We start from the raw sequence: 21,941 nt of genomic DNA, 5'->3' as shown, positions 1-21,941 counted from the left end.
GAGCTGGTTTGGAGCGCCAGCGGAAAACCAGTCCCAATTGACGCGTTTGCTAGCTTTTGCTCAATAATACTCTTCATAAGGGTTTTCATTTTCCAGTTTGGAAAAGCAATCTTTACACAGAGCCTTATAGCTTTCCCAGCCCTTCATATTACCAAAATCTACTTGCTCAAGGCCTTCCTCAAACTCAAGAGCCTGACAATGCTCACATTCAACAACTGGCTCAGAATGACCACATAAGTAACAAGTATCTGTACCATCGTGAATTACAAATGTATCTTTTTTACAAGCTGGACATTCCCATACCTCATCATCTGGAATTTCTTCAGCGACCATTCGTTCGGAAGCTCTGTTCTCTAGCTCTTCGATATAGCTATCAAGATTTAGCAGCTCTGAATGGAGTTTAGGAGGAAGTAGAGAAACAATATCTGAATCCAAATGATCACGACAAAACGATGTATAAAAACCAACAAGACTCACAAAGTTAGACTTAATTTGCTCTATCGAAAGATCAAACTCAAAATGAACAATTTGATTTCTAAGCTCAGATGCAGTCCTAATGCACTTTACATCAGGTTGCTTTAAATTAACTTTCGATATTTTTTCAAGCCTTTCAATCGCCAGGCCCAGATCTACTGTATGCTTCGGCTTATCTATGTTCGAATAAACAAATATTTCATTGGTTCTTCTCAGGCGCTCTTTTAAGCTAGTTTCGATTGCTTGCACTAATAGCAGTATCGCAAATTTCCATTTGTCTTCGTCTGATTCGGCCTGAATTGCCTTATTCACAGACTCCAAGAAAAAGCTTATTGAGTTTTCTAGAAGTGTCATTTTTAAATTAGGCACTTAATCTCCAAAGAAAGCTAACATCTTAATAGTCCGCACGCATGTTTAAACATATTTAAAACCTTCTTAATATCCTTGTAAGCCTCTGACTTTAAAGCCATTAATAGAGATGCTAGCAAAAATCAAAACCGGAAAAACGAGCATGCGTGTTTTTTCATTTATCCACTGCGCGTTATTTCCTAAAAAAGAGCACACGGTAGATCCTTATTCATTGATATTAGGAAACTTTTTTACTTTCTACCAGTACAAAACGCGCACAACAAGTTTATTTGAAATGGCTAAACTCGCAAAAATGCGTTTATTTCAAAAATAGACTGTATATACAGTCATAATCAGCTGATTGTCGGCCTAAAGGCGCGACCTACATGTGAAAGCTTCGCTTTCAGCGTCAGATCACGCCTCGTGCCTCGTCTCATCAGACCTACGTTCTTTGGTGGCTCACTATGAAGCCCAAAAAAATAACCCCATTCTAATCCCTTGAAGAAAGGGGAAGAAACTCAACCCCGCTTAGCTTTTGCTGAGTTAGAGACTCTAGTCTTTCTTAAGATACCGCCCTCGCGGTTCGTCACTTTCATGCAATACCATTTCTGAATGCAAAAATTCGGCAGCAGCGGCGGAGTCTTTTACCTTGACCGCGCTGCGTTCCAGCATATCCGCTTCATAGGCGGCTAATACACTGTGACGAATGCCCTTTTCACGCCAACCGGACGAAGACCAGCAACCTTTAGTGATCTCTCTGGCCAAGGCTAATGCGTCTAATAAGGCCTGATTCGCGCCCTGCCCTTTGAATGGGCTCATTGGATGTGCCGCATCGCCAATCAAGGTGGCTTTGCCAGCCAGGTTAAAATCCGCCGGTGTTAGCAATGCTCTATCGTACACAGGATAACCTGACACCATGGATGCATGAGTCGCGGTCATTATTTGAGGAATGGGATCATGCCATTGAGTTCTGCGACACGCTTCTTCTTTAAGGGCTTGTGGCCCTTGGGCGTTTAGTTGCTTGGCCTCATCTTCTGACATGGGAAAGCTCAACTGCCACATCACAGAATCTGCGGTGTACGGCATAATGTAGATTCGCTCATTGCCGTTCGCGGTCTGAAATACCGTAGCGGAATCCAATAAATCACTTTCCATACCGTCGAGATCATTCAATGGGCAAATGCCTAAGATAACAATGCAACCCAAATAGCGTAACGGGGTGTTCTGTTCACCAATCAATTGCTTGCGCACTGCGCTACGAATGCCATCGGCACCCACCACCAGATCGGCCTTCGCGTGTTTTCGATCATGGCCAACTTGGAACGTCAGATCCACCGCACCATCCTCCGACTCTGTAAAGTCGATTAACTGATGATTCCATTGAACAAGGTCCTGATCGCCGAGCTGCTCTAGCAGGACAGATCGTAACGCCTGACGAGCAATGTGCACGTTGGTTCGCTTTGCTGCACCGGATTCTGCCGAAGCCAACCATTTCCTCATGCCCCATTCAGCAACCACTTTACCTTGTGTGGTGTGAACAAGATGACGAGTGGAAATAACACCTTCTTTTAAGACAAAAATCCCCAAGCCTTCAATTGCCTTACTCGCCTGTTGCAGGGTTAGACCATAACCTTGGGAGCGCTCATTAAAGCTGCTGTCGCGTTCGTATAATGTGAAAGGAATCCCTCTATGCAAGCACGCCACCGCCAAGGCAACGCCACCTATGCCGCCACCAATAATCGCGACATGAGGGTAATTGTCTGTGTTAGCAACAGGAAATGAAGCGCTGGAAACCAACCCAGACCCAGCACAATGCGAACACGACTCAAGATGCCCTTTGGGGCGGTCAGGAGCCTCACCATCGCCGTTTGATTGTTCAAACGCGTCCAACGCTTTTTGGTAATTCAATCGCACTTTTTTGCGCAACCGGCGGCTTTTTTTACCCCGCCCTTTGCAATCAGGGCACGCTGCCCAGTACGAATTACTCACCAATATGCCAACCATTAGTAATCGGATAACGGCGATCACGCCCAAAGCCGCGCGCTGTAATACGCACACCCGTTGGCGATTGACGACGTTTGTATTCATTTACGTCAACCAGACGAAGTACGCGATACACGGTATCTCGGTCGAATTTATTGGTCGCCAAAATAGCGTCTGCGCTTTGGTCTTCTTCGATGTACATGCGTAAAATTTCGTCGAGCACATCGTAGCTTGGCAAGGAGTCTTCGTCTTTTTGATCTGGCGCCAATTCAGCAGAAGGCGGTCGTGTGATGACGCGTTCAGGAATAACGTAACCCAAGGTATTGCGGTAACGGCAAAGTTTGAAGACCAAGGTTTTGAAGACGTCTTTTAACACGGAATAACCACCAACCATGTCGCCATACAATGTGGCATAACCCACCGCCATTTCACTCTTGTTGCCTGTGGTGAGCACCATGTAGCCTTTCTTGTTAGAAATCGCCATTAGGGTCACGCCACGAGTACGCGCTTGTAGGTTTTCTTCTGTGGTGTCTTTGCCGTAGCCTTCGAATTCTGGGGCTAACACGTCGGTAAAAGCAGACACCATGGATTCAATGGGTAAAACGCTGTATTTCACGCCTAACAAGTTGGCCTCTTCTTCGGCGTCGTGCAAGCTAATGGACGAGGTGTAGGTGTAAGGCATCATTACTGCCTGTACACGATCAGCACCGATGGCATCGACGGCCACCGCCAAAGACAAAGCAGAATCAATACCACCGCTCAAACCCAGCACAATCCCTTTAAATCGGTTCTTAGTAATGTAGTCACGCAAGCCAAGCACCATAGCTTGGTACACGCTGGCTTCCACACCCAAGGCAGGAGCAATCGCGCCAGCGACAGGCTCGACCTTGTTAGGCTGGCTGTCATCAACGATCATATCAATGCAATACAAACCCGCTTCAAACCAAGGCGTTTGCATGATTTTCTCGCCTTTGGCGTTCACCACAAAAGAGCCACCTTCGTACACCAATTCGTCCTGCGCGCCCATGTAGTTCACATAGACAATTGGCAAAGTCACTTCGGTCGCACGCTGGTGAAGCAAGGCTTCACGCTCGCCCATTTTTTCAATGTGATACGGCGAAGCATTCAAGTTAAGAATCAGTTCAGCGCCCGCCGCTTTGGCTTGTGCGATAGGCTCTGGATGCCAAATGTCTTCGCAGATACTGAGGCCGACTTTGACCCCTTTAATGTCGACAAGTCCCGCTTCACGGCCTTCGCTAAAGTAACGTTTATCATCAAATACAAGGAAATTCGGCAGCTTTTGCTTAGCGTATTCCACCAGCAATTGACCTTGATAAATCACACCCGCGCAGTTAAATAATTCGCCATCAATACGTCGCGGGTATCCCACCACAACATAAATGTCACGAACTTCGGCTAATATCTTCGCCAATGCAGATTCAATACGTGGGTCTAAACTGGCGCGCAACAATAAGTCTTCTGGTGGGTAGCCCGTTAAGGTCAACTCAGGAAAAACCACCACATCGGCACGTTCGTGATCGCGGGCTTGATTCGCCGCATCTATAACGGATTGGGTGTTTTTAGTGATGTCACCGACCAGCATATCCAGCTGTGCCATTGCAATTCGTAATGTCATACAGTTGCTATCTCATGAACTCTGTTAGAATATGCCCGTTATTGTCTGGAATAACCCAAGCTAGGTAAAGTGTATGATCGTACGTTTGATCGTTTTTGTTGCTATTTTCTTTATTGGATGGTGGTTATACCGCCAATTTATCGCGTTTAAACGCAGTCAGTCGCCAGCGGAAGCCAAAAAACAGGATTCGACTAAGCAACACGAGAATCAGGAAAATATGGTTCGCTGTGAAGAATGCCAAACCTTTACACCGCGCTCCCATGCCATTCATGACCAAGAAGCGCGTCCATTTTGCAGTGCTGAACATTTGAAAGCCTTTAATCAGAAGCACTGACCAGCCGTTCGAAAGCAAACGATTTTCTTGCCACCACCAGCAGCGATACTGTTGCTGGTTTTGTGTGGCGCAGAGTCGATAAAAAGTGGCCGAACTCTCATCTTCATCTGGCAACGACTCATAACGTTCCCAACGATAACGCAAAGATGCGTCACCACTTTGCCAAGTCTGCTCTGAGAGATGACTTGCAAATCGCAAAACCCAATACATTCGCTAAGCACGGATAATGCAAAACTGGGAGACAAAACCAAGGCTTTTTGAAAATCCGCCCATAGGCTTTGCTCCTCGGTTACCTCCGCTACGTGCCCCTGCCACAGATAAGACGCCAATTGCTTTTCTTGGAAACTGCATAGACAAGCTCGACAGCGCAATAAGCAATGCAATAATAGGCAATGAAATCCAACCCTGCTGTTGCCTTCTTCGCCGCACTCTACCTTGATTCCTCACAGACAATGCCATTCTTCATCGACCTCCCTTTCAAAACCGCTACTGACTTTACAACACAACAATATGATTACCGACGCCCTGACAAGGCGAGGAATAGCGCCATATATCCCCTCTCATGGAACGATACTCTTGTTCAATCAACGTACTCGTTTCGAGCTTGCAATCGTCCATTCGATACAAGTACTCGACCCACAAGCCTCGTAATTGCGTCACTGGAAACGCGCCATATTGAGTGTCCAGCGTATCAACCATGCCATTACCACTGTTGTCCAATAGCGGGAAAAACGACAATCGCTCAATACCATTCCACAACTCCAATGACGTACCGCTCACGTCAGGGGTCCGCCAAAGTGCTTTCCTACCTTGCATTCCTTCTGACAAGTACCAGTAAAAGCCGTCTTCGCTTTCAATAATGCCAGACTGACCAATGACCAGATCGTTTTCCAGTTTGATCACACTTTTTCTGGCGGACGTACTAAATACTTGCCCCTTTACATTCGATTCGCATGACGCAAAGCTAACGTTATCACCCGCGTTCCAATGGCAATCCAGAGTGACATCAAGAGGGTTTTCTCGAACGGTTGTCGTTCCTCTACACAAGCCATAATCCACTCCCATTAACCAGTCTGATGTTTCATCGACATCGCGAGCCGCCAAGCGTGATGGTGCGGACGTCCCTGAACCAATCATCACTAATAGCGTTGCATCAATACGACAACTCGCCGGTCTCAAACGCGCCCACTGCGCCTGAAAATGCGCATCAATTGCCGCCTTAATGGCGCGTTGATCTTGATGTGTTTGCGCTAAAAGGTGTCGCTCTTGCATCTGGGCAAATGCCGTTACCAACAAAGGAAGAAACAGAGCAATTAAAGCACACACCACCAGCAACTCGACCAACAAACTGCCCTGTAATTCACGAATCCGTTTCATTGGCCATCCTCTTCTGCAAGTGCGAAAGCCGTCGAATCTGGAAGAAAATGCAGGGTTGCATAAAACCAGTGTTGCAATTGGCTCCCCGTGCATTGCAGGCAATCTGGGTAGTCAATTTTAACGGACGCTGGTGTCTCCTCTAGCCAAGAGACCGAGCCAACCAATTGCGTCATCGCGGCTTGCTTTAATGTGTTGTCATAACTCTTGCGCCGTTCTTCTGCCCGTTGAACAGACTGCCATTGTCCTTGGGTTTGCTGCTGAGACACTCGCAATACCACGGCAAACAATACCAAACACAACATCACTTCCAGCAGAATCCACCCGCTTTGTCGGGATTTAGAATGAATAGACAATCTATGCAAGAACGTCATTCGCACGCTCCTTCATCTATGGCTTTGGGGTCAGTCAGATAAAAACGGCCGCTTTGATTCAAAATTAAATCCGCCTGCCAGTCACCCAGACAAAGCTCAAAGGTGCCATTTTGATAACTGGATAAGCCGTTAGAGTGAAATTCTATTTGCTGTTTTTTCGCAGGAAAGCCACGCCATGAAACCCTTAATGCTTTATCAAAAGCCATCTGGCGAAACCACTTTTTTACCCTGTCGTCTTCTAGCAAATTCGGGGTAACAGGCTCCGTTTGATAAAGTGAAAACCCTGAAGACCAAACGCCATCACACGTCACACCACCGCACAAAAAACTGGCCTGGCCGCTGATCACCGCCAGCTGTCGCGCTTGAGTTAACGCCTCACCCAAGCGCTTCATCTCGTTTTTGAGCGTTTGCTTGTCTTGACCGGATTGACTCACACTAAGAAACTGCATCGAACCGACGTGCGCTAAGATGCTCAAAATGACGAGCACGCACATCAACTCCAGTAATGAAAAACCGTGAAGACGGTTCATTGACAACCTCCTTGTTGCTTTGTTGAAAATGGGCATCCTTGCCCACTCGTTATTTTTTACAGTATGACTTAATTCGAACGCACGACATAATTCAAACAGGCTACTTAACTGGAACCCTCTATAAACCACTGATTTATATGATTGGCAATTTGTCTGGGCTTTTGAAACGGCAGCGAATGGTCGCAGGCGCTCATGGTTTTATGCTGCCAAGCTGGGTTCTGAACACTCAACAAGTCATAATGTTGCTTTAGAGCATCATGACTTAATTCTCCCGAAAACAAAAACACCTGTTCGGACGCATCAATCATAGCCTGACGACGATGTGGTTCGTTCGCCATCAGAGCAACATGATCCGTCACCGCATCCAACGCATAAGCAAACCCAAACGGTCGATGAGCAAGACGAGACTGCGTGGTGGCTTCTGCCACAGGGTGTTTGCGACGGTTTGGCGACACACCGTCCATAAAACACGCCACACCCAGTTCCACATCTCCCGTGTCACGGATCAATTTAGACGCATTACGATACTTTTGGCGAACATCCATCAGGGTGGACAAGTCTTCACGATCTAACGATGCTGGCTCTAATAAAGCCATTCTTACTGGTTTTTTGCCTTGCAGGCTACGCTGATGATTCAAATTCAACGCCACCAGCCCACCAAGCGAATAGGCGACCAAGTCAAAATCGTCCCATTTGACATGAGCCAGCAATGCTTCCACTTCGCTGGTCAATTCGTCAATCGATACGGCGCCTTCTTCCCCATGATGATGAAACGAGTCCCCCATGCCTTTTAAATCTGGCACAAGCATCCAACGCCATTGCGTAAAATACGGCATCATAGGAGCAAAAGTGATCTCCCCTGCCACCCCCGCACCGTGCAACAAAATACAAACACGATCGGTTTGTGCGTTGGGATTTTCATACAAACGATAGGCAACACGCGCATTGGGCAAAGAAAGAAAAAAACGTCAGACACTTTGTAATTAACCTGTGAGGACCCTTATTAAAAGAATACAATGCTTGCTCTTCGCAAGAATGCATATTTACACCTTTTCACGATGGCGCCAAAAGCACCGCCGAGGAAAGCGATCATATTACTAGGTATTGGAATAAATGTCAGAAATCAAACAGGTTAATCTCCCTTATCAGACATCATTACTGTCCTTCTTTTCTGCGGTACGCGACTTACCTTATCCCGCTTTACTCGACAGCAATCATGAGCATTTCCCTGATACCAACTTCGACATTTTAGTCGCCAACCCACTGGCTCGTATTCATCCTAAACACAGCGGCCAGCCCATAACCTGGTACAGCAAACCACGTTATGAATTGAGCGACACACACAATCCAATGACCTTGCTAAACGAACTCATGAGTCTAATTTGCCAAGAACCTTGGGCGCAATCTGCCCCAAAAGACTTGCCATTTATCGGCGGATTATTGGGGTATTACGGGTACGAAAGTGGTCATTTTGTCGAACAACTTCCTGACACCGTCAACCACGACATTGACTTAGAAACGCTCAATCTTGGCTTGTACTCATGGGCGGTGGTCACAGCCCATCAAACCAAAACCACTCAGCTAATTATTTCCCCTTGGTGCGACCAAACAGAAGTGGCCGACTTAATCAACCGCTTCACCAGCGCGTGTGATGATGTATTGGTAAAACACGAACTCCACCACGCTCATAGCTTCGCATTAAACACGCCCTTTACATCAAATATGACAGAAGCCGACTACGCGCAAAAATTTGCCTCTGTGCAAGCTTACATTCAAGCGGGTGATTGTTATCAAGTGAATTTAGCGCAGCGTTTCTCTAGCACATACCAAGGCGACACCTTCACCGCGTACCTCGCTTTAAGAAACGTCTGCCCAACGCCGTTTTCGGCGTACCTGCAACTGTCGCCAGAGCAAAGCTTGCTGAGCCATTCTCCAGAACGTTTTTTGCTGTGCGATCAAGGCCGAGTGGAATCCAAACCAATCAAAGGCACGGTAGCGCGCGGCCGCACACCGGAAGAGGACAAAGCCAATGCTGATTGGCTATTGGCCTCGGAAAAAGACCGAGCAGAAAATCTCATGATCGTCGACTTACTGCGCAATGATTTGGGTCGTACTTGTTTAACGGGCAGTATCAAGGTGCCTAAAATTTTCGCCTTAGAAAGCTACGCCAACGTGCATCATCTGGTTCTCACAGTTGAGGGGCGCATTGATCGAGCCGATCAAGCCATTCGAGTTTTTCATCAAAGCTTTCCCGGTGGCTCCATTACAGGTGCCCCGAAAATTCGTTCCATGGAAATCATCGATGAGCTAGAGCCACACGAACGCTCAGCGTATTGCGGCTCCATTGCCTACTTCAGTGCCAATGGCCAAATGGACTCCAGCATCACCATTCGCACCTTAGTGGCGGACCATGGCAAGCTGCATTGTTGGGCTGGAGGCGGTTTAGTCGCCGACTCTAAATGCCAAGAAGAATATCAAGAAACCTTTACCAAAGTGGGCAAATTAACCCATACTCTAGAACAAGACTTTTTTGAAATAGGCCGTATCATGTCTGACATAGAGCAGTTTTTAAATGCTCCCCCCATAGATTTAAGTTTGGATGACATTCGTGCAGCATTAGACAAAGAACCGTATGCTCAACAAATTCATAACCCCGACGAGGAAATGTTCCCCAGCGGTTATGACTTGCATTATCGGTCGGCAGCGGTACTTATACCGATTTGGCGCGAACCTGAAAACGGAGAACTGTATGTGCTTCTCACGCAGCGCGCGTTGCACATGCGTAATCACCCAGGGCAAATCGCCTTTCCTGGTGGCAAACACGACCCAGACGATGCCAGCATCCAATACACCGCTTTACGCGAAACCTTAGAAGAAGTTGGATTATCGCCTGACTGTTTTGACCTACTGGGAGAACTCGGTGAGTATTGCACTGTCTCTGGCTACTGCATTAAACCCATCGTTGCCGAAATGACACGCCGGAGCGAACTTAGCCTGTGCGAAGACGAAGTGAAATCCGTACATTGGGTACCATTACGTCACCTACTGACGCCGCAAAACTACCGATTTAGAAAAAAGAAACTCGACACCATTTCACGTGGCTACTTCGAAATAAACTACGAAGAAATCCGCATTTGGGGGGTGACCGCGGGCATTTTATATGGCCTTTACCAAACGCTCGCCAAACACATTCGTTAGGCACGTTTTCAAGCATTATAAGGTTAGTGTTCTTTCGTCTTTTCTTTCAGCGCTGCAAATTGTTATGGTACAGCTAACGTAACTTAGAACAGGGTAAATTATCCTATGTCAGCATTTGATTTAGCGTCTTTTATTGCCAACAACAAAGAAGACGAAGCGCAAAAGATCATCCATAACGCGATGAAAGAATTCGACAACATCGCCATATCCTTTAGTGGCGCAGAAGATGTTGTCCTGATTGACATGGCTGTCAAAGCCAAAAAAGACATTCACGTGTTTTCATTGGATACTGGCCGCCTTCATGCGGAAACGTATCGCTTTATCGAACAAGTTCGCAAACACTACAAAATTAACATCGACATCCTTTCTCCAGACCGTGAAGCTCTAGAAAACTTCACTCGCGAAAAAGGCTTGTTTAGCTTTTTCGAAGACGGTCACAAAGAATGCTGTGGAATTCGTAAAGTGCAGCCGCTCAAGCGCAAATTAGGCACTCTTGATGCGTGGATCACCGGACAACGCAAAGACCAAAGTCCTGGCACACGCAACGTGTTGGCTTTTGCCGAAAAAGACAGCGCGTTTAGCACCAACGAAAAAGACCTATTTAAGTTTAACCCTCTAGCAAACTGGTCTTCAGAAGACGTATGGAACTACATCAAAATGTTTGACGTTCCTTACAATGAATTGCATCTGAAAGGCTTTACCAGCATCGGCTGCGAGCCTTGTACTCGCCCTATCTTACCGAATCAACACGAACGAGAAGGTCGCTGGTGGTGGGAAGAATCTGAACACAAAGAATGTGGCTTACACATTGGAAATCTCATCCCAACAGCGCAGCAATAATTCAATATCCACAAAAAGCGCCTAACGACATGATTTAGGCACTTTTTGTTATTAAAATGTCATCCTCTGTTTTACTGTCTAAATGGTTTTGCCACGATGCCATAAAACCGTCATAACAGGCCTCCAACTCCTTAATATGTTGTAGCAAGACTTCTCCCGCTGGCGTCATATCTGTTGAACGACCATGCCGAATCAATAGCGGTTCACCCAACCCACGCTCTAACTTTTGAATGTGTTGACTCACCGCCGGCTGCGTTAGCCCCAACTGCTTCGCGGTTTTGGTAAAACTGCCCGTTTCAACCAAGGCTTTAAAGGTAATGAGATGTTGTGTGTTAAGCATAAAGATTCCTTATAGTAGACGTCATTATGCCCAAGGCTTTTTCTACGAACATTGACCTATATCGTGTTTTCGTGAAAGACTCAGAATTATTGATATTAGTGGATTATGAGCATGGCAAACGCACAAGACGAGATGTTACCTTGGCACGAAAGACAATCCGGTCATCAAGAATCCCGCGACAACGACTACCGCACCCCTTACCAGCGGGACAGAGCGAGAATCATTCACAGCGCCGCCTTTCGTCGTCTGCAGTCCAAAACCCAAATTCTCGCCATTCGACAAAACGACTACAGCCGTACACGCCTCACTCACTCTTTGGAAGTTGCCCAAATAGGCAATGGTATCGTCCACCAGCTCAAACACAGCTCCCCTGCTGATGCCAGCTTTCAGCCTTGGCTCGCGGAAGACGCCTTGATTGAAACCATCTGCCTAAGCCACGACATCGGGCACCCTCCTTTTGGTCATGGTGGTGAAGTCGCACTCAATTACATGATGCAAAGCAATGGTGGTTTTGAAGGCAACGCACAGTCCCTCAGAATCCTGGGTAAGCGCGGTTCTTATTCGCCTACCTATGGCATGGACGTCACACGCCGTACGTTATTGGGGATTTTAAAAATACCCCGTCTTGCACGCCAATGTTGTGGGTAAATACCCAGAAAAACCCGCAAACTTTCGCCAATTCAAAGCATCAAATTGGGCACCGCCGAAATGCGTTTACCAAGAAGAGCAAGACTTACTAAACTGGATCATCGAGCCTTTTAGCCAAGCCGATAAAAGCTTATTACAAGAAGTAAACCAAACCGAACCAGATGGCCACGCCAAAGCCAAACACGCCAGCTTTGACACCAGCATCATGGACCTAGCGGACGACATCGCCTATGGCGTACACGACCTAGAAGACGCCATTGTCCTAGGCATGGTCACCAAAGACATGTGGCTTGAACACCTAGAGCCCAAACTCGCCGCATTAGCGTCACCCTTTTTAGCCGAAAACCTAAACGACATTCGCACCCAACTGTTCAGCCGCCAAAGCCACCTACGAAAAGAAGCCATTGGCAGCCTAGTCAGCTGGTTCATCACCTCTTGCCAAGTGATCGAAAAAACACAATTTGAACACCCATTGCTGCGTTTCCAAGTTGGTTTACCAGAAGGCCAACGCCAAGCACTCAACCTGCTAAAGCAATTTGAAATGCAACACATCATCCAACGTCCAGAAGTACAAATGCTCGTCTACAAAGGCCAGCAAATGCTACTGGAAATGTTCGAAGCTTACTCCGCCGATCCAAACCGATTGCTACCAAGAGAAATCGCCAACGAATGGAGAAAAAGCCAAGAACGCGAAGAAAACGGACTGCGCATCATCTGCGACTACATGGCCTCCATGACCGACGACTACGCAAGCCGCATGTACAATAAGTTGTTTGTTCCGAGCTTAGGATCCGTGTTTGAGCCAATGTAGTTTTGCCCCTCCCCTTTTGTCTTCCAAGGGGAGGAAATAAAGAACTAAAACTCTCTTCCCATCAAAAGCACGTCTTCTTTAATCTGCTCGTTCTGGGCAATATTCGGCAGCTGTCCCCATTGGTCAAACCCTTGGCGTTTGAAGAAGCCTTGGCTGTTTAGGTTACTGGCGTAGATGTAGGCGACAAGGTGGGTGAACCCTAGTTTCAGTCGGTTATTTTCTAGGTGTTGAAATAGCCGCGCGCCAATGCCTTTTCCTTGTTGGTTTGGTAGGACGTAGAAACTGACTTCGCATGCGGTGTCGAAGGCGGGCAAGCCGTAAAAGGGTTCGACGGAACACCACGCAATGACTTCACTCTGCTCTTCTAGAACAAACAGAGGGTGTTGTTCCGTCGCACTTTCCAACCAGTCGATGACATCCAGCAAGCCAATGTCATGCTGGCGCTTGCCCGTAATGGCAAAAAGGTCACACTGTTGGAATATGTCTAGTATGACAGGGGCGTCGTCTAATTCGGCTAGACGAACGCCCTTGCTAGTGTGAAATGACATGTACGCGTTAGCCTTGCTCTAGCAAACGACGCAGGTCAATGATCGCGGTATTAGCGCGAGAAATATACGACGCCATGACTAAGGAGTGGTTGGCCAAAACCCCAAAACCGCTACCATTCAAGATGAAAGGCGACCAGATGCTGGATTGCGTTGCTTCTAATTCACGAATAATTTGACGCAAACTAACCAGCGCATTTTTGTCTTGTAAGGTGAAGAAAAAGTCGACTTCCACCGCTCGAAGTATGTGAATGAGTGCCCAACTGGTTCCTCGTGCTTCGTAAAAAACATCGTCCACTTTTGACCAAGGCGTGCGCACGTAACGGGTATTTTCATCTGATTCCAGTTGTGGTTTGTCTTCAATGACGCTGGCAGACAAACGCTGAGACAAGCTACCTAAACGCGTGTTCACATCGGACAACCAATCTGACAGGTTATCCGCACGAGCGTAAAATTGCGCTTTATTGTTTGATGGACCCGCTAATCGATCAAGGTATTCCATCAACTCTTTGTTACCGCGACGATATTCGCTTTCACTGGAAGGCAGCGCCCAACTTTTGGTGTCAAAGTTAAACTGCGGTTCAGCAATTTTTAAGTTCACGTCTTCTGTCGACTGGGACTGAGAACGGCTAAATTCTTTACGAAACGCTCTGGCCAAATCGCGGGATTGCACAAGCGCACCAAACTCCCATGCTGGCATGTTGTCCATGAACACGCCCGGCGGAAGAATGTCGTTGCTAATAAAGCCACCCGGTTTATCCAACAGTGTTTCAACAATACTGTGTAAGGTGCTGGCTGTGGTGTAACCCACAACCAATTTTTTACTGTTATTCAAATACCCACGTTCCGCCGCTTTTTCTTTCGCGGTAGCCACTACATCAAATTGATCTGGCTCGTTGCTCCAGTACATACCTAGAAAGCTAAGCAAAACAGCAGCAACGATTACCACAGATGCGGCTATTTTCCCCATGCTGGAGAAATTAATAAAGGACGTTAAAACGCGAAACTTATTCGTTAACCATGACATTATTGAGCCACCTTAATCTTGTTGTAATTCGACCATGTAATCGGCGCGATGATAGGTCATCGCTCGCACACGAAACTCTGTTACTCGGCTGTTAATTATTTGATAAATTAAACGCGCTTCTTTGTCGTTCGGCCAATAAATAGCAAGCGACTGATTGGTCTTTGACACTTCATCTATAATAGGCTGGATCTGCGCAATTATCTCGTCTTCACTTAAGCTAAACAGCATTTCTGGTAACCTGAACTGACCTGCCTTTACGACGCTTTCTTCCGTTGTATCCGTGTCACTGCCTGTTGGTTCGCTGCGTTTTTTAATGGCAATGCGGGCGGCGTTTTCTCGCCTGGCTTTCAAGTCACTAATACGAGAATCCATCTCAACAATGGTTGGGTCTTCTGGGTTTACGGATCGCGCAGAGTCAATATAGCGTGCTGCTTTTGAATATTCTCGTCGCTGCGCGGACTGCCAAGCCCATTGCGTATACACATCAACAATGGCTGAAATTCCTTGAATAGCACGATAGTTACCCGGATCTCGCCCTAACGCCGCTTGAAAATACAAATTGGCGTTGTCTTCCACTGGCGTCAAAAGACGTTCGTCAGTCAGCGCACTTTCGCCTTGCTCAATCAACTGTTGTGTCAAGCGCTGTGCTGGCGTAAGCATTTTTTCTACACGAACTTCTGCTAAAGGTTCGCTCTCCAACTCTGCGGGCGACTCAGCGGGCAAATCTGCTGCTGTCGCATCGTTACCCGATGATGTTGGCTTGTTTGTTTCTGCTTCTTGTATTGGTGGTTCTTGTCGTGGCTGCGTGTCTTTTGCAGTTTTTACCGTTTGCTGACACCCTGTCATGAAAAGCACAAGAATGAGAATTAAGATTCGGTTTTTACTCAATTTTTCCCCTTGAGATTGGCAACTTTAAGGTAGGTTGGTAGTCTACACCCTCACCTTTATCCTAGTGAAATAAGAATTTACGCTTTCTATTTCCTACTCAATACGATTATACATTTATGCGCTTTATTGCTTTTTTGTTGCTACTGACATTTCACAGTGTTTCTCAGGCTTTTACGTTTGGGGCGACCTCGGCGTTTTCCAAGCCCGATTTTTTGCCCGTTGACCAAGCTTTTCAATTGTCCGTATCAGCACCAAAAGACGGTAAATTGATTGCCAGCTGGCAAATCCATGACGGTTACTATTTATATCAAGAACAGTTTGGTTTGTCTGGCATAGGGGCCGATAATCTACACTTTTCACCTTTCCCTTCCGGTGAAACAAAGCAAGATCCTTATTTCGGTACCGTTACCGTTTATCGAAACACATTAACACTTCCCATTTACTATGACATTACCTTGCCAGTTGGGACTCAGGTTAATGCGTTTTTATCGTATCAAGGTTGCGCTGATAAAGGATTATGCTATGCCCCACAAAAAGTGCCCGTTCAGTTTACCGTTCCTGCGCTATCCCCTTCGTTAGAAAAATCATTTGCCGGCCGTTCAGCCTCAAACAAAACAACAGCAGAGAGTTCACTTTCAGGCAGTTTACCTTCAGACAACCAGCCTTCTGACAATTTGTTTTCTGACAACTCATCGACAAGCCGCCAGTCAGCAGGCTTTGACGATGCACAGTCCATCAGCGACAGAATTGTGTCTGGCAGTCTGTTGTCTACCATAGCCCTGCTGTTTGGGCTGGGGCTGCTGTTATCGTTAACACCTTGCGTATTGCCTATGATTCCTATCGTCAGTGCGATAGTGGTCGGAACCCGTCATTCTAGAGTAGGCGCCTTTTATTACAGTGTGGTTTATGTGCTTGCTATGGCATTAACTTACTCAGCCATTGGCGGATTGGTTGGTCTGTTTGGCATCCAGCTTAACCTTCAAGCTCACATGCAAAACCCTGTTTTATTGATTGTCAGTGCCCTCGTTTTTGTTTTGCTCGCGCTGGCGATGTTTGGCGTTTATGAACTGCGACTGCCCAGCGCGTGGCAACAACGCCTGCACACAGCAAGTGCTCCTGCAGCGGGCAAATGGAAATCGACTTTGAGCGTATTTTAGCGGGCGTGTTGTCGACTCTGGTAGTTTCCCCCTGTGTTTCGGCGCCATTAGCGGGCACCTTGCTTTATATCAGCAGTCAGAACGAGGCTTGGTACGGCGCTGCGATGCTGTTTGTTATGGCGATTGGCATGGGAACACCCTTGCTGTTGGTCGGATTATTTGGCCCTAAAGTACTCCCCAAAAATGGTGAATGGCTTCACGATATCAAAATACTGATGGGGTTTGGCTTGCTTGCCATGGCTGTGTGGCTAATCACTCGCTGGCTTGATTCAAGTAGCCACCTTTACTTGTGGAGCTTAGTGGCTCTTGCGTGCAGTGGCTATTTTATACATCGTGCATGCCGAGTGGCTTCGCATCCTGTCCGCTGGTTTTTGGCATTGGTGTTTTTTGTTCTTGGTTGTGTTGAATTTATTGGCGGGGCGGCTGGCAATGATAAGCCTCTACAACCCTTGAAAAATGTATCTTCCCCCTCAACTACATTAGAAGAAGCGGTTGTTTTTGATGCCACTATTACCAGCTTGAGTGAGCTTAACGCGCTAGTGACTCGCCAAGATCCGCGCCCTATCGTATTGGATTTATACGCCGATTGGTGCGTCAGCTGCAAAATATTGGAAGAGATGTTTGCATCGGATGATGTGCGCTCAAGACTCGACAATGTTCAGCTCGTTCGTGTCGATGTCACTGAAAATTCAACCGAGAACCAAGCTTTAATGCAGACATTCCGCCTGTTTGGGCCACCGTCTTTGGTTTTCTTAGACAGCAATGGAAAAGCCCGTGACGCGCTGACGTTAATGGGAGAACCCAGCAAATCGTTACTGCTTAGGCGCTTGGACACTATTTTGCTAGAGAAACCGTAAGACATTGTTAAGAAGTTTACAAGAGATTAAAAAACAATCAGAGCAAACATTTTTCGGTTTTTTTGCCGCATAACTGGACAATATCCTGCTTTTTACCGATAATTTCGCGTTACAAGCTTTTACAATTTCGATTGTACTGAAGCCCTGCTCACACAATACCGTGAGCAGTACACCAAGTTATAATAATCAGTGAATGTCATAATCACTGAACCACTAAATACAGACAGAAGAGAGTAATCATGGACATTCGTAAAATCAAAAAACTAATCGAGCTTTTAGAAGAATCTAACGTCTACGAGATTGAAATCAAAGAAGGCGAAGAAGCTGTTCGTATTAGTCGTGGTGGTGCGCCAGTTCAAGCACCTATGATGACCGCTCCTGTAATGGCTGCACCTGCGGCGGCTCCAGTAGCAGCGTCTACTGCAGCACCAGAAGCGCCAGCGGCTATTTCTGGTCATACAGTTAACTCTCCAATGGTTGGTACTTACTACAAGTCTTCTGCACCAGGTGCTAAGCCTTTCATTGAAGTAGGCCAAAAAGTGAACGTTGGCGATACTATCTGTATCGTTGAAGCGATGAAAATGATGAACCAAATTGAAGCCGATAAGTCTGGCACAATTGGCGCTATCCTTGTAGAAGACGGCGAACCAGTTGAATTCGACCAGCCTCTTATTACTATCATTTAATCCAACGCAAAGGTTTCATCATGCTCGATAAGGTATTGATTGCTAACCGAGGCGAAATCGCGCTACGTATTTTACGTGCGTGTAAAGAACTCGGTATCAAAACCGTTGCGGTTCACTCTAAGATTGACCGTGACTTACTCCATGTGCGCCTTGCAGACGAATCTATCTGCATTGGGCCAAACCCATCTGCTCAAAGTTATTTGAACATTCCAGCCATCATTAGTGCGGCCGAACTGACAGATACTTCAGCGATCCACCCAGGTTACGGCTTCCTTGCTGAAAATGCGGACTTCGCAGAGCAAGTTGAACGTTCTGGCTTTACTTTCATTGGTCCAAAAGCAGAAACCATTCGCCTTATGGGCGACAAAGTGTCTGCTATCAAGGCAATGAAAGAAGCGGGTGTACCTACGGTTCCTGGTTCTAATGGCCCAGTGCCTTCTGATCCAGAAGAATGTATCCGTGTTGCAAACGAAATCGGTTTCCCGGTTATCGTTAAAGCCGCAGCAGGCGGTGGTGGTCGCGGCATGCGCGTTGTTCACAACGAAGGCAGCCTTCTAAAATCGATCAGTATCACGCAATCTGAAGCTGGCTCTTACTTTGGTGACAGCACGGTTTACATGGAAAAATTCCTACAAAACCCACGTCACGTAGAAGTACAAGTGTTGGCCGATGGTCAAGGCAATGCGGTTCATTTATACGATCGCGACTGTTCTTTACAACGTCGTCACCAAAAAGTATTGGAAGAAGCACCAGCACCAATGCTGAACGAAGAATCTCGCCAAGCGTGCTTGAAAGCGTGTGTTGATGCTTGTATCAAGATCAACTACCGTGGTGCGGGCACATTTGAGTTCCTTTACGAAGATGGCAACTTCTACTTCATCGAGATGAACACTCGTGTACAGGTAGAGCACCCAGTGACTGAAATGGTCACAGGCGTAGACATCGTAAAAGAGCAGTTGCGTATTGCCAGCGGCTTGCCTTTGTCTTTGAAACAAGAAGACATCAAGCTAAACGGCCACGCAGTTGAGTCTCGTATCAACGCAGAAGACGCGAAAACTTTCATGCCTTGCCCAGGTAAAGTGGAGTATTTCCACGCACCAGGCGGCATGGGTGTTCGTGTCGATTCACACCTATACAGCGGCTACTCTGTACCACCGACGTACGATTCAATGATTGCAAAAATCATTTGTCATGCGCCTGATCGTACTGCTGCTCTAAAACGCCTTTCTGGCGCTCTAGATGAAACTTTCATCGACGGTATCAAAACCAACATTGAGCTTCAAAAAGAGCTAGTAAATGATGCTAACTTCATTGCTGGCGGCGTTAACATCCATTATTTGGAGAAAAAACTCGGTCTTTAATGTCCGCAGTTTTGCCCCTAGTGAACACATAATTCACTAGGGGCAATCATTTTCCTCTCGCCTCTCGCTCCAAGCTTCGTTATTCTATTCCTGTTTGTTTATTGTTGGACTCCACTTTATGCCTTGGCTTCAAATATGTATCCATACCACGCCTGATCACGTCCCGGCTTTCGAAGACACTCTTTTAGAATGTGGTGCACTGGTTGTCACCTTTGAAGACGTTCATGATGATCCGGTATACGAACCTGACCTGAACACAACACCACTTTGGAAAAACACCAAGGTCACTGGGCTTTTTGAAGCCGATGCCGACATTGAACACATCCGCCCTGTGATTGAGCACAAAGCCGAATCCATCCATGAATCCGATATCGACATGAAAATTGAGATACTCGAAGACAAAGACTGGGAACGAGAATGGATGGACAGCTATCATCCCATTCAGTTTGGTGAGCGCCTTTGGGTATGCCCAAGCTGGCGTGAAGTACCCGATCCAAACGCGGTAACCCTGATGTTGGATCCTGGTTTGGCTTTTGGTACCGGCACTCACCCAACAACGGCCTTGTGTTTACAATGGTTAGACAGCATCGACTGCCAAGACAAAACCATTATCGATTATGGTTGTGGCTCCGGCATTTTAGGCATTGCGGGACTATTGCTTGGCGCCAACAATATGGTGGGAATCGACATTGACCCACAAGCCGTTCAAGCAACAGAAGCCAATGCGCAGCGTAACAACATTGACCCAAAACGCATTGAAGTCAAACTTCCGCCATACGAATCTGAACTACAAGCTGACATCGTTGTCGCCAACATATTGGCAGGCCCACTTGCTCATCTTGCACCGACTATTTCCGCTTTAGTAAAAAACGGTGGTCAATTGGCGCTATCTGGCATACTGGCCAACCAAGCTCAGGAAGTCGTTGAAGCCTATCAAGAATGGTTTACGATTGACTCGATTGCTGAAAAAGAAGAATGGGTACGCATCGTTGCCACAAAGCACGCATAACCCCGTTTAGAGATGTTTTAATAAGGAAGATGACACCCCATGGCCAATAGCTTTATTACTCGCTGCCCCAAATGTTCGACTGCATTTCGTGTAAGTGACGAGGTATTAAGCATGGCCAAGCGCAAAGTCCGATGCGGACAATGCTTCCATATTTTTGATGCTGGAAAACTGACCAACCCGTCGGAAACAGTGCAAAAAAACCAAGAAAGCCGAACTACGGTTTCAGCAACCAAAGAACACGCTCTCGCAAACACCCTAACAGAAACAGAGCGCCCCCTGTCACCGCCTCGTAAGCAAAATACCATCAATGAACAATTTTCCCCTACTGACGATGTCGTGAACCCAGATTGGCTACACACTCTTTTCGATGACGAGGACCTTTACCCACTCGGCGAGAAGAAAAAGACCACCCCAACACCATCCAACAAAGTCGAAGAACCAAACAACGATGACACACGGCCGTTACAGGCAAACAATAAGCCAGCAACAGCCGAGAGCACCGCTGAAGCAGCGCCAAAAATAGAGCAACCAAGACAGGCAGAGACACCAAAACAGAACCAAGCCTCTAACCAAAACGAGCCTGCTCCATGGGAAGTGGAACTGGCTGAAGTGGAAGCCGCGTTAAAATCATTCTCCAATACCTCTAAGACGACACAAACGCCACCAACACCAACAAATCTTACTGCCATGCCTAAAGCGACAGCACCAGTTGAGCCCACAATGCCAGCCCAAGAGCCGGACTACATGGTCGCATTACACTCTTTGGCTCAAACAGCGTCAGAACAAGCGCGCCCGTCTGACATCAAAAGTCAGCATTCAATATTGGAACAGCTGTCAGCGCAACAGAGCTTAGCACCACTACTGGGCGAATCCGAACCCGCATCACACAAAAAGAAGTCACACCCTTGGCTGTGGTTTTTCGCATCATTATTAGGCATCGCCATCCTATCAGCACAAGTTGCTATGCACTTTTTTGACGAAGGTAGCCGCTCATCCAGCTTCCGACCAATCTATCGAACATTGTGCTCCTACACTGGATGCACGCTCCCTGGGTTTGAGGACACAACAGCAATCACTATTCAGCATGTGCGCATCCAAAGTCACCCCACATTGCCAAACACCTTACTGGTCAATGCCATCATCACCAACACCAGTGACTTTTCTCAGCCGATGCCAAAAATCGCACTGGAATTTTTCGACCTTAATGGCCTCCCCGTCGCGGCACGTCTCTTTGCGCCAAACGATTATTTACATAAAGACTTCCTAGATATTACCTATATGCCACCAAACACCCCTATTCATTTGGTGATTCCAATCCAAGATCCGGGCGCCCGCGCCGTCACACATCAGCTAAGAGCCTTCCCTTCAGACACGCGCTCCTACTAGTTTTGCGGACTTTTATCACTAACCGATAAAAAAGAACAAAAAATAGTCAGTTTTTAGTCTGTCAAGACTTCAAAAATGGCGATTGCCTAGGTATTATTCACGCCCGCTCGACACTGTCGACGATCTTTAACATTC

General features: G+C 46.9%; 23 protein-coding genes. 11 read left to right on the top strand and 12 right to left on the bottom strand.

The annotated features are described in order from the left end of the window. Positions 1 to 60: 60 nt before the first annotated feature. From N5P32_RS14545 to N5P32_RS14535, 3 genes are all read right to left on the bottom strand, one after another. Positions 61 to 843 (bottom strand): hypothetical protein, encoded by a 783-nt coding sequence (locus tag N5P32_RS14545; protein WP_265729751.1) that lies wholly within the window; start codon positions 841 to 843, stop codon positions 61 to 63. A 531-nt stretch (positions 844 to 1,374) separates the two neighbouring features. After that, positions 1,375 to 2,910: an FAD-dependent monooxygenase gene (locus N5P32_RS14540; RefSeq protein ID WP_265729750.1), complete on the bottom strand. Its 1,536-nt coding sequence runs from the start codon at positions 2,908 to 2,910 to the stop codon at positions 1,375 to 1,377. Next, a complete protein-coding gene (locus N5P32_RS14535) occupies positions 2,804 to 4,441 on the bottom strand; it encodes an NAD+ synthase (protein WP_265729749.1) in 1,638 nt (545 codons plus the stop codon). Before N5P32_RS14535 ends, N5P32_RS14540 begins: the two co-directional genes overlap by 107 nt. Positions 4,442 to 4,514: 73 nt before the next feature. Here N5P32_RS14535 and N5P32_RS14530 point away from each other — a divergent pair, with 73 nt between their 5' ends. Continuing rightward, a complete protein-coding gene (locus tag N5P32_RS14530; RefSeq protein WP_265729748.1) occupies positions 4,515 to 4,775 on the top strand; it encodes a PP0621 family protein in 261 nt (86 codons plus the stop codon). Here the strand turns inward: N5P32_RS14530 and N5P32_RS14525 are convergent. The 5 genes from N5P32_RS14525 to N5P32_RS14505 all read right to left on the bottom strand — a co-directional run bounded on the left by N5P32_RS14525 (position 4,763) and on the right by N5P32_RS14505 (position 8,006). Continuing rightward, a complete protein-coding gene (locus tag N5P32_RS14525) occupies positions 4,763 to 5,104 on the bottom strand; it encodes a hypothetical protein (protein ID WP_265729747.1) in 342 nt (113 codons plus the stop codon). The two genes, N5P32_RS14530 and N5P32_RS14525, sit on opposite strands and share 13 nt — an antisense overlap. Before the next feature lie 166 nt (positions 5,105 to 5,270). After that, positions 5,271 to 6,152, bottom strand: a complete 882-nt coding sequence (locus tag N5P32_RS14520; protein WP_265729746.1) for a type II secretion system protein — start codon at positions 6,150 to 6,152, stop codon at positions 5,271 to 5,273. Beyond that, positions 6,149 to 6,523: a hypothetical protein gene (locus tag N5P32_RS14515; protein ID WP_265729745.1), complete on the bottom strand. Its 375-nt coding sequence runs from the start codon at positions 6,521 to 6,523 to the stop codon at positions 6,149 to 6,151. The genes N5P32_RS14520 and N5P32_RS14515 overlap by 4 nt, the downstream gene beginning before the upstream one ends. Beyond that, the gene (locus N5P32_RS14510) at positions 6,520 to 7,053 is read right to left on the bottom strand and encodes a GspH/FimT family pseudopilin (protein WP_265729744.1); all 534 of its coding nucleotides are present in this window, start codon (positions 7,051 to 7,053) and stop codon (positions 6,520 to 6,522) included. Before N5P32_RS14510 ends, N5P32_RS14515 begins: the two co-directional genes overlap by 4 nt. Before the next feature lie 104 nt (positions 7,054 to 7,157). Beyond that, positions 7,158 to 8,006: an alpha/beta fold hydrolase gene (locus N5P32_RS14505; RefSeq protein ID WP_265729743.1), complete on the bottom strand. Its 849-nt coding sequence runs from the start codon at positions 8,004 to 8,006 to the stop codon at positions 7,158 to 7,160. A gap of 160 nt (positions 8,007 to 8,166) precedes the next feature. Here N5P32_RS14505 and pabB point away from each other — a divergent pair, with 160 nt between their 5' ends. Together pabB and N5P32_RS14495 are read left to right on the top strand one after the other, a co-directional pair. After that, the gene (gene pabB, locus N5P32_RS14500) at positions 8,167 to 10,251 is read left to right on the top strand and encodes an aminodeoxychorismate synthase component I (protein WP_265729742.1); all 2,085 of its coding nucleotides are present in this window, start codon (positions 8,167 to 8,169) and stop codon (positions 10,249 to 10,251) included. A 105-nt stretch (positions 10,252 to 10,356) separates the two neighbouring features. After that, complete coding sequence (locus tag N5P32_RS14495) at positions 10,357 to 11,091, top strand: phosphoadenylyl-sulfate reductase (RefSeq protein ID WP_265729741.1); 735 nt, start codon at positions 10,357 to 10,359, stop codon at positions 11,089 to 11,091. 34 nt (positions 11,092 to 11,125) lie between these two features. Here the strand turns inward: N5P32_RS14495 and N5P32_RS14490 are convergent, their stop codons facing one another. Next, positions 11,126 to 11,431, bottom strand: coding sequence for a LysR family transcriptional regulator (locus N5P32_RS14490; RefSeq protein WP_265729740.1), 306 nt, complete (start codon positions 11,429 to 11,431; stop codon positions 11,126 to 11,128). Positions 11,432 to 11,542: 111 nt separating this feature from the next. Here N5P32_RS14490 and dgt (N5P32_RS14485) point away from each other — a divergent pair, with 111 nt between their 5' ends. Then, positions 11,543 to 12,079, top strand: coding sequence for a dGTP triphosphohydrolase (dgt, locus tag N5P32_RS14485; RefSeq protein ID WP_265729739.1), 537 nt, complete (start codon positions 11,543 to 11,545; stop codon positions 12,077 to 12,079). Further along, positions 12,057 to 12,890 (top strand): dGTP triphosphohydrolase, encoded by an 834-nt coding sequence (dgt, locus tag N5P32_RS14480; RefSeq protein ID WP_265729738.1) that lies wholly within the window; start codon positions 12,057 to 12,059, stop codon positions 12,888 to 12,890. Before dgt (N5P32_RS14485) ends, dgt (N5P32_RS14480) begins: the two co-directional genes overlap by 23 nt. A 44-nt stretch (positions 12,891 to 12,934) precedes the next feature. On the opposite strand, the gene N5P32_RS14475 is transcribed toward dgt (N5P32_RS14480), so the two are convergent. The 3 genes from N5P32_RS14475 to N5P32_RS14465 are packed head-to-tail and all read right to left on the bottom strand — an operon-like array spanning position 12,935 to position 15,350. Beyond that, entirely contained in the window at positions 12,935 to 13,438 is a 504-nt protein-coding gene (locus tag N5P32_RS14475; RefSeq protein WP_265729737.1) for a GNAT family N-acetyltransferase, read from the bottom strand. 7 nt (positions 13,439 to 13,445) lie between these two features. Beyond that, positions 13,446 to 14,462, bottom strand: coding sequence for a DUF2333 family protein (locus N5P32_RS14470; protein WP_265729736.1), 1,017 nt, complete (start codon positions 14,460 to 14,462; stop codon positions 13,446 to 13,448). A 12-nt stretch (positions 14,463 to 14,474) separates the two neighbouring features. After that, on the bottom strand, positions 14,475 to 15,350 hold the full coding sequence (locus N5P32_RS14465) for a hypothetical protein (RefSeq protein WP_265729735.1): 876 nt from the start codon (positions 15,348 to 15,350) through the stop codon (positions 14,475 to 14,477). A 116-nt stretch (positions 15,351 to 15,466) separates the two neighbouring features. Between N5P32_RS14465 and N5P32_RS14460 the strand changes: the two genes are divergently transcribed. From N5P32_RS14460 to N5P32_RS14435, 6 genes are all read left to right on the top strand, one after another. Next, positions 15,467 to 16,507, top strand: a complete 1,041-nt coding sequence (locus N5P32_RS14460) for a cytochrome c biogenesis protein CcdA (RefSeq protein ID WP_265729734.1) — start codon at positions 15,467 to 15,469, stop codon at positions 16,505 to 16,507. Then, positions 16,480 to 17,364, top strand: coding sequence for a cytochrome c biogenesis protein CcdA (locus tag N5P32_RS14455; RefSeq protein ID WP_265729733.1), 885 nt, complete (start codon positions 16,480 to 16,482; stop codon positions 17,362 to 17,364). The genes N5P32_RS14460 and N5P32_RS14455 overlap by 28 nt, the downstream gene beginning before the upstream one ends. 239 nt (positions 17,365 to 17,603) lie before the next feature. Continuing rightward, positions 17,604 to 18,050: an acetyl-CoA carboxylase biotin carboxyl carrier protein gene (gene accB, locus N5P32_RS14450; RefSeq protein WP_265729732.1), complete on the top strand. Its 447-nt coding sequence runs from the start codon at positions 17,604 to 17,606 to the stop codon at positions 18,048 to 18,050. Between the two features lie 20 nt (positions 18,051 to 18,070). Then, a complete protein-coding gene (gene accC, locus N5P32_RS14445; protein WP_265729731.1) occupies positions 18,071 to 19,411 on the top strand; it encodes an acetyl-CoA carboxylase biotin carboxylase subunit in 1,341 nt (446 codons plus the stop codon). 118 nt (positions 19,412 to 19,529) lie between these two features. After that, complete coding sequence (prmA, locus tag N5P32_RS14440; protein WP_265729730.1) at positions 19,530 to 20,420, top strand: 50S ribosomal protein L11 methyltransferase; 891 nt, start codon at positions 19,530 to 19,532, stop codon at positions 20,418 to 20,420. A 39-nt stretch (positions 20,421 to 20,459) separates the two neighbouring features. Further along, the gene (locus N5P32_RS14435; RefSeq protein WP_265729729.1) at positions 20,460 to 21,806 is read left to right on the top strand and encodes a zinc-ribbon and DUF3426 domain-containing protein; all 1,347 of its coding nucleotides are present in this window, start codon (positions 20,460 to 20,462) and stop codon (positions 21,804 to 21,806) included. The last annotated feature ends 135 nt before the right edge of the window (positions 21,807 to 21,941 follow it).

Origin of the sequence: Marinomonas pontica, from assembly GCF_026191375.1 — a bacterium.
GTDB classification, from domain to species: domain Bacteria; phylum Pseudomonadota; class Gammaproteobacteria; order Pseudomonadales; family Marinomonadaceae; genus Marinomonas; species Marinomonas pontica.
This window is presented reverse-complemented; position numbering and strand designations above follow the sequence as displayed.